6 protein-coding genes are annotated in these 8,302 nt (G+C 47.4%); 5 read left to right on the top strand and 1 reads right to left on the bottom strand.

What is annotated here, in order from left to right; genetic code table 11:
* Positions 1-428: 428 nt before the first annotated feature.
* The 5 genes from ACWB0I_RS02870 (at position 429) to ACWB0I_RS02890 (ending at position 7,284) form a co-directional block, all read left to right on the top strand.
* Positions 429-1,346, top strand: coding sequence for a 4Fe-4S binding protein (locus ACWB0I_RS02870; RefSeq protein WP_479386527.1), 918 nt, complete (start codon positions 429-431; stop codon positions 1,344-1,346).
* Positions 1,339-2,262 (top strand): transglycosylase domain-containing protein, encoded by a 924-nt coding sequence (locus tag ACWB0I_RS02875; RefSeq protein WP_479386528.1) that lies wholly within the window; start codon positions 1,339-1,341, stop codon positions 2,260-2,262. Before ACWB0I_RS02870 ends, ACWB0I_RS02875 begins: the two co-directional genes overlap by 8 nt.
* Before the next feature lie 592 nt (positions 2,263-2,854).
* Entirely contained in the window at positions 2,855-4,687 is a 1,833-nt protein-coding gene (locus tag ACWB0I_RS02880; RefSeq protein WP_479386529.1) for a hypothetical protein, read from the top strand.
* 196 nt (positions 4,688-4,883) lie between these two features.
* Positions 4,884-6,671 carry an aminopeptidase P family protein gene (locus ACWB0I_RS02885; protein WP_479386530.1) on the top strand — a complete coding sequence of 596 codons (1,788 nt, stop codon included), beginning with the start codon at positions 4,884-4,886 and terminating at the stop codon, positions 6,669-6,671.
* A gap of 262 nt (positions 6,672-6,933) precedes the next feature.
* A complete protein-coding gene (locus tag ACWB0I_RS02890; RefSeq protein ID WP_479386531.1) occupies positions 6,934-7,284 on the top strand; it encodes a carboxypeptidase-like regulatory domain-containing protein in 351 nt (116 codons plus the stop codon).
* Between the two features lies 1 nt (position 7,285).
* Here the strand turns inward: ACWB0I_RS02890 and ACWB0I_RS02895 are convergent, their stop codons facing one another.
* On the bottom strand, positions 7,286-7,552 hold the full coding sequence (locus ACWB0I_RS02895; RefSeq protein ID WP_479386532.1) for a hypothetical protein: 267 nt from the start codon (positions 7,550-7,552) through the stop codon (positions 7,286-7,288).
* Positions 7,553-8,302 lie beyond the last annotated feature (750 nt).

Genomic DNA, 8,302 nt, shown 5'->3' on the forward strand with positions numbered 1-8,302 from the left:
CTCCAGATTTGCCCTAACACCTACACAAATGTTATTTCCATGCAAGCGAAAACTCCGAATCCCGGAAATAGGCTTGTCCAGCCGAAGGTTGTAGCGCAGCGGAAATCCCGATTCTCTGGGACAGACAGGCCCGTCTGGCCAGCCGGACAGGTTTATCCGGCCGAAGGACGGGCCATTCAACAATTAAACAACTCAACAACTCAACCTTTTTACTTTCTCATACAACATAAAAACTTTCGCATCTCGCTGTGGCGGGATTATAAGTTTTGAAGGAAGTATTCTAAATGGCCCTTCATTTTTCATTTTTAAGCGATCCCATTGTTTTGCGGAACAAATTTCATTATTTTAACTTTTTCTGACGCACTCTATTGTCCAGCGGTTGCTGGTTCACTTATCTGGCAGCAAAGTTAAAACTCCGGAGGTCAGCCATGTTTTTAAAACCTTCAACCAGAGATTTTTACCGAGAAGCCAAATCCACCGCCCACTATTCCTTCAAGGATTGGCTGCACGGCTATCTTTACCTGCGCTGGCCCTACCTTTACATCGGAGTTGGCACCGGAGAACATCGGCTGAGCAAAGTATTGAGCTTGCTCTGGCAGTTCTTTCAAAAGGTTTTTCCTACTCCAGGTCATTCGGATTCCGGCCAGACCTTTGCCGACGGTTATCACGGTAAGGTCGTGCCCCTCAAACAGGCTTCCCAGCTGGTTACGGTCGATCGCGAGATTCGAATCGATGATCTGGAAAAGATCATACCGTACCAGAGCGCCCGTTCCATTATTCTGAAGAATCCCGACCACATTGCCGTTTTAGAATGTCCCTGCCGCTCGGTACGAAAAAATCCCTGCGAACCGCTGGATGTTTGCTTAATTATTGGAGAACCTTTTGTACGTTTTGTGCTGGAACACCATCCGCACAAGGCCCGGAAAATCACGGCCAGCGAAGCGGTACAAATCATTAAAGAAGAAGATGAACGCGGGCATGTGCATCACGCTTTTTTTAAAGACGCCATGTTGCAACGTTTTTACGCAATTTGTAATTGTTGTTCCTGCTGCTGCGGAGCCATGCAAGCCATGCGCAATGGCATCCCCATGCTGGCGCCCTCCGGTTTTGTGTTAAAGATCGAAACCGAAAAGTGCCTGGGCTGCGGCAAATGTGTCCCGTATTGCCAGTTTAAGGCTTTAAGTCTGCAAAATGGGAAAATAGCTCTGAACGAAGCGTTGTGCATGGGGTGTGGCGTTTGCCTGGACAAATGTCCTCAACAGGCCCACCATCTGGTAAAGGACGAAAGAAAAGGCCAGCCGCTGGAAATTGTTGAACTGATGAATCAGGTTATTTTCCATGATTGAGGTCAAATTCTTAAAATGGCGCTACCGGAAATTTCGCTGGCTATTGATCAGCGCAACGCTTGTTTTTTTGCTCATTTTGTTCCTGTATCTGCTCATCTTGCTTCCTTTACCCGGGGCGGATGAAATTAAGCAATTCCGTTTGAGCTCCACGGGTAATCGGCAGACCCTGTTCCAGAAAAAGCCACCCAAAAGCCCTGTGCGCATTTACGTTCCTCTAAATTTGATTTCGCCCCATTTGCAAAAAGCAGTGATCATCAGCGAAGACGATCTTTTTTACAAACATCAGGGCATCAACTGGTCTGCCTTCTGGGAAGCCTTTAAACTGAATTTGCGCAAAAGGCGTTATGTGCGCGGCGCCAGTACCCTGACCATGCAATTGGCCAGAAATGCTTTTTTGAATAAGCGTAAAACCCTGCTACGTAAAATAAGAGAAATGGTTCTGGCGCGACGCATTGAAAGAGCGCTCACTAAAAAACGCATTTTAGAACTTTATCTGAACATTGCCGAATGGGGCAAAAACATCTACGGTGCCGAAGCGGCCGCCCTCTTCTATTTTGGAAAACACGCCTCGCAACTCACATTAGCAGAAGCTACCTTGATGGCCGGCCTGCTGCCCAATCCCCAATATTTTAATCCCTACGTGCGTCCAAAAAGTTGTAAGCGCATGCAGAAACGCGTGTTGTGGTTAATGAAAATAGCACGGGCAATTAAACCACGGGAATGGAGACAGCTGGCCAATGCGCCATTGCGTCTGCGCTGGAGTTCTCAATTTTTACAACCAGCGCGCATCGACAGTCTGGAAGAGAATAAATATCTCCTGCCCGCCTTACAGATGGCCCCCAAACCGCTAAAGACCATCACGCCCCGTGTAACGCTTGAAGATACTTTACGCTATCTGCAGGATGTCGAACCGTGAATGATTGTTCATGGGGGAAGGCGAGTTAGGGCGCTTTCTGTCTAAAATATCGGATTTCGGAATTTTTTGTAAAACAGATTGTCGCGCCTAAGCAGTGAGACCCCATGCCTGGCCCCATTTTGAATCCCGATTCACCAGGCTGAGGAATCCCTTACACTGGCACGCCATCTAAATGTCCATCGCAAGTGCAGCGTAACTCGAGCTTCAGCTCGAGACTTTGGTAAAGGCGAAGCATTTTTTGCAGAGTTTTGCTCAAGAACAATTTTAACTTGTACACAAGAGGTTGCACTAATTGGAACCATCTTCAAGAAAATGCTTCGCCCTTACACCTGATAAGGATTTCTCCGCTCTGTCCCGACGCACTCCGGGCATCCGATCGAAATGACAGTTAGCATCAATTTCCCCCTCTCTCCGATTTTCGGGAAGAAGAGACCAGCAGCTGAGGTCTACTCTCGCCTGTCAGCCAGAGACAAGTTATTACGAAAAAAAATTAACCCCACTGAACCAATTCAGTCATGAAATGGTTGCTTGATTTTAAATTTATGCTCAAATTGTTTTCATTGATGATGTACACGAAAGGCTTGAACGGTTTATGAAACCCATTTTATTTTTGATCTTCCTCTGCACGACCCTGGTTACCGGGCAAACGGCCTTCTCTGATTCTACGCAAACCGTATCTGCAGATTCTGTAAAAATAAACCGGTCTCTAAAACCTATAACCTTAAATGATCTAAGATTCTATTTTTCAGGGGCTGTGGATTCTTCAAAAGCGGTGACCTTTGAAGAGATACCTTTTCTGGGTTACCAGGGGCTGGCCGACCTGTTGCGAACCGTACCGCAGGTACAGGTTTTTGATTTTTTAGAGATGGGATTACCCCGTTTTGTGGCGCCTCTGCACCTCTGGCCCAGACAGGCCCGAATTATTAAAGATGGTTTCTTACTCAACGATCCGACACACGGCATGTTCAGCACGCGTCTCGTCTTCCCCGATGCCCTGGCCTGGATGCTTCTTCAAGCCCGTGAATCGCAAATTTTCTCTGATTCGAAAGATGACCTGCTCTTGCGCAGTCGATCGATTTTGAACGATCAGCCCTACACGCGCATCATGTACCGTGAAGGCGATTTTAGCTACACCGATCTGGACATCACTTTTGCCACACAAATCAACCCTAAAACCATGCTCCAATTAGGCGGAGTGAACCGCGACTACGCTTTAACCTATTACCGCGCCAGCCATTACCGCGGGCAATTAACACGACTGCTTAGCCGGAACCTGTTATTGCAACTCTTTTACCACAAAGCCAGCGAAAATGTAAACGTTCCAGATTACTTTGGTCAGCAATATGGCCGTTTCCGCTACAATGAAGTTCGGGAACAGATCCAGGCGCGTATTTTTGCTTTGAGTGCTCAGCAGGAAACACGCTGGCAGGTGGATGCCGGTTTTCAGAACAGCCGCAGAAAATATCGCTTTTCCGAAGATGGTCAGCTCGTGCGTCTGCGGTTTGATCGCTATTCTGTACAGGGACGCAGACCATTCCGACTGTTTAACAAGTCCATGGAATTAGCCTTAAACGCCAGTCAGGTAAAAGCCTGGGGCACGCCCTACAGCAGAAAGTACACAGATTCTGAGGGCAAACTGAGCTGGAAAAGTTTTTGGCCTCTGGGAGCAAAACTCGGTGCCCAAACAACGCTCTCCATCGCCAGCCGCTGGGGCCAGCGCAGTCAATTAAATTCCATGCTGTCCGTTCATTACGCACCGGCGCTCTTTTCTTTGAACTACACTTTCGAAAGTTACGCTCGCTTCCCGACGATGGACGAACGCTTTTTCCATTTCAGGGGGCTGGAGGGCCAGCGCACCATTTTACCAGAACACCATCTAAATTCTACTTTTTCTCTAAACCTTCAGCCCAAACCATGGGTGATTATGGAGCTCAATCTGACTTCACATCGCGTAAACGACGAAATTGTTTTTGATGGCCAACACTTTTACAATGGGGCCCATCGCAATTTTCACTACTTGTCCGGTCAGTCGAAACTAAAGTTTTTCAAATTCCGGCTGACCGTTGGCGGGCAAAGCGCCCTTAAAGGCCGATTGATTGGTGCAGCTTATTCGGCATTCGTCCATCTTCGTTACAGCGATTGGTGGTTCCACAAGCGGATTTTAATCAGGGGCAGCACAACGGTGCAATGGCTGGGCCCTGCAAAAAAGATTGCCTACCAGCCTTTTGCCGAAAGTTTCTACCTGAATGGCGGGCAATGGCCCAATCGCCTGTTGCTTTATTACAAAATTTCGGCTAAAATTAAAGATGCCATTCTGTTCATGGAAATGGACAACGTGTTGGGAGAACAATACCAGATCATTGTAGGCTATCCCGAACTCTACCGCCGGGTTCGTTTTGGCCTGAGCTGGGTTTTGTGGGACTAATAAAGGGACTAACAACGTGATGCGCAGCAGCAAGATGTCGGATGGATTTAATCGCCTGATTAATGGAGCAACAGCCAGGGATAGGACCGGCTTTTTCCTTTTCCACATGCCACTGGAAAAACGCCCCCTTTCTCCCATCCACCCATTCAATATTCAACCATTCAACAATCTACCCAAAAACAAAAAGGGGTAAGTCATGATAAAAGAACGTATTAACCAATTGCGTGAATTGATGAGAAAGAACAGGATCGATGCCTACATTATTCCCAGCACCGATCCGCATGCCAGCGAATATGTTCCGGCCCTCTGGCAACGGCGCGCCTGGATCAGCGGTTTCAGCGGTTCGGCCGGAGACGTAATTGTTACTCTCAATAAAGCCGGTCTGTGGACCGATTCCCGCTATTTTTTACAGGCCGAACAACAATTGCAGGATACAGGGATTGAATTGTTCAAAATCGGTCTGCCGCAAACGCCGGACATGCTGACTTTTTTAAAACAGGAGTTGAAGGCCGGGCAAATTGTGGGCCTGGACCCGCGCGTGATGAGTTACCGTCAGATCAGTCACTGGCAAAAGGAACTGGCCCTGCACGACATTAAAATGAAATTTCTGGAAGAGAATCTAGTCGATGCCTTGTGGCAGGATCAGCCCGAAATGCCTCTGGATCCCATCATGGTCTGGGAGGACAAATACGCCGGGGAATCGGTAGAAAGCAAGTTAAATCGCATCCGGCAGCAAATGGCCGACCATGGCTGTCAAACACTCGTTCTTACAGAATTGGATGCTATTGCCTGGACCTTTAACATCCGTTCACGCGACGTTCCTTACAATCCGGTTGTCATAGCCTATGCGGTTATTACCGCCGAAGAGGCCGAACTATTTGTGCACAAAAAGAAAGTGGCCCGCGCCGTCAAAAAACATTTAAAAGGACAGGCTAAAATTCGGCATTACGACGATTTCAAAAAACGCTTATTGAAATTGTCCAAACGAAAAACACGCGTCTGGCTGGACGAGGCCACAGTCAACTACTGGGTGGTCATGCTCCTGCAAAAACGCTGTGAACTGTTCTTTAAGGAAAGTCCGGTTACCCTGTTTAAGGCCATTAAAAACGAAACAGAACTGGCTGGCATGCGCGCCTGCCACATTCGTGACGGAGTGGCCATGGTGAAGTTTTTAAAATGGCTGGAAGAGGCCGTGCCCGCCGGGGGCGTGAGCGAGATGAGCGCCGCTCAAAAGCTAGAAAAATTCCGCGCCGAACAATCCCTGTACCAGGGCCCCAGCTTCGAAACCATTTCTGCTTACAATGAACACGGAGCCATTGTTCACTACACGTCTTCGCCTGAAAGCGATATGGAATTGAAGCCGGAAGGCATTTACCTCATCGATTCGGGCGGGCAGTATCTGGATGGCACCACCGACATTACGCGTACCTTAGCCCTGGGCGAACCAAGCGATGAGCAAAAAGATCGGTTTACACGCGTTTTAAAAGGACACATCGATCTGGCTATTACCTCCTTTCCGGTAGGCACTCAGGGCATTCAACTGGACACCCTGGCGCGTAAAGCCTTATGGGAAATCGGTTTGAATTACGGTCACGGAACCGGTCATGGGGTGGGCGCTTTTTTAAGCGTGCACGAAGGCCCGCAGGGCATCTCCTACTACCGCGGCATTGGCGTACCCCTGAAAGAGGGCATGGTCTGCTCCAATGAACCCGGATATTACAAGGCGCAAGAATATGGCATGCGCGTTGAAAACTTAATCGTCGTGGTTCAGGACCAGCAAAAATCCAGCGACGAATGGCAATTTCTAAAATTTGAAAATTTAACTTACTGTCCCATTGACTTGAAACTTGTGGATTTAAATCTTTTGACTCGCCAAGAGATCGATTATTTGAACGCTTACCATCAAAAGGTGTACGAGATCCTGGCGCCCTATCTGAAAAAAGAAGAGCGCCAGTGGCTGAAAGAGAAAACACAGAAGGTGTAACACACAAACGATTGTAAAGGGCGCGCAAGAGGCTAATGGCCTGGCTTGCGTTCCCTTTTAATCCCATTGGTACCATGTCAATCACTCTTCCGCTGCCAGAAAATAATGGAGAGTGCTATTACGTTTGCGAATAGAAAGTCAGATTCACAATCATCCGGCCGTTGAAGTTAAGCGTTTTCCTTAACATTCTACAAAAATGTGCATTCCGAGTCATAATTCATTATCTTAATATTACAAGCGAGGTTTGGGCGAAGGGAGGCAAATGATGAAGCTTTTAGTTACCATTTTCTTTATTTCTATGTTACCCCTACTTGCAATTGGGCAACACGGAAAACTACAGGGGCTGGTGCGTGAATTGTACAGCGGAAAACCAGTGGAAAAAGTACAGGTAAAACTCATTCCCTCCAACCTGACCATGGAAACCGATTCAAGCGGTGCCTTTTCTTTCGATAGCCTGGCAATCGGTGAATACAGCGTTATTTTTACAAAGATCGGTTATTTGCAACATGTGGTGCCCTGCATTAAGGTGGAACCCGACACCGTGGCCTTTTTACGCATCATTATGGAAAGAGTACCGCCACCAGTAAAGGACCCGATCGCGCCTAAAAAGTAAATCATTTAGCAAAACACATCTTGGTAAACAGAGCTAATAAATATTTTTTATTACCAATGGTTTGAGAGAGATATTTGTTTTTCCAGGGCAGCAGCGCCGTAACCTTTAAAAAACCGTAAAGGGCGCCCGTCTGGCCGTGGCAGCCGGTTGGAGCGCAGCGAAAATCCCGATTTTCGGGGACAGGCCCGTCTGGCAGGCGCAGCCTGACAGGCAAAAGAGCAATTTTAATTAACAATTTAAAATTACGACTTACGAATGAATTTGCCAAGGGACAAGTTTCCCCAGGCAGTGAAGGCCTGTGCCGGCATGTCATTCTTCTCCCAGCTTCAGGAGTAACTCGAGCTTCAGCTCGAGATTTACCCTAACACCTACACAAATGTTATTTCCATGCAAGCGAAAACTCCGAATCCCGGAAATAGGCTTGTCCAGCCGAAGGTTGGAGCGAAGCGGAAATCCCGATTTTCGGGGGAGGGGTTATTCAATCATTCAACAAATCAACAAATCAACGGTTCAACAGATTTATCCCTCACCCCGCACAAAAATTTTGTAATCCCGTAGCGCGACTCTCCAGAGTCGCGTTGGCTCGATAGAGCCAATAAAAAATGACTAAAAACGGAATCGATTTTCATTAATACACAGATTCTAAGGCAGCACAGCCGCAACGTAACTCGAACTTCAGCTCGAGACTTTTATAAGGGCGAAAAGACAATCAGTGAGGCTTCGTGCCGAGCGTCATTCCAAATCCCGATCCTCGGGGACAGGCCCGTCTGGCCAGCCGGACAGGCCATTCAACAATTCAACAGTTTTGCTTCTTCACACTGCATAAAAATTTTCGCACGCTAAAGCGATAGATCTTTTAAGGGAAGTATTCTAAGGCAGCATAGCCGCAACCATTAATCAACCACAGAGAGCACAAAGATTTAGAAAAAAAATAAAATTTATTGACATGTAAGGCTAAAACTCAGCAAAGCGGCACAATTTGCTCCCCCTTCCCTTTATTAAAAGAAGGGAAGGGGGC

Source organism: Caldithrix sp. (genome assembly GCF_056497305.1).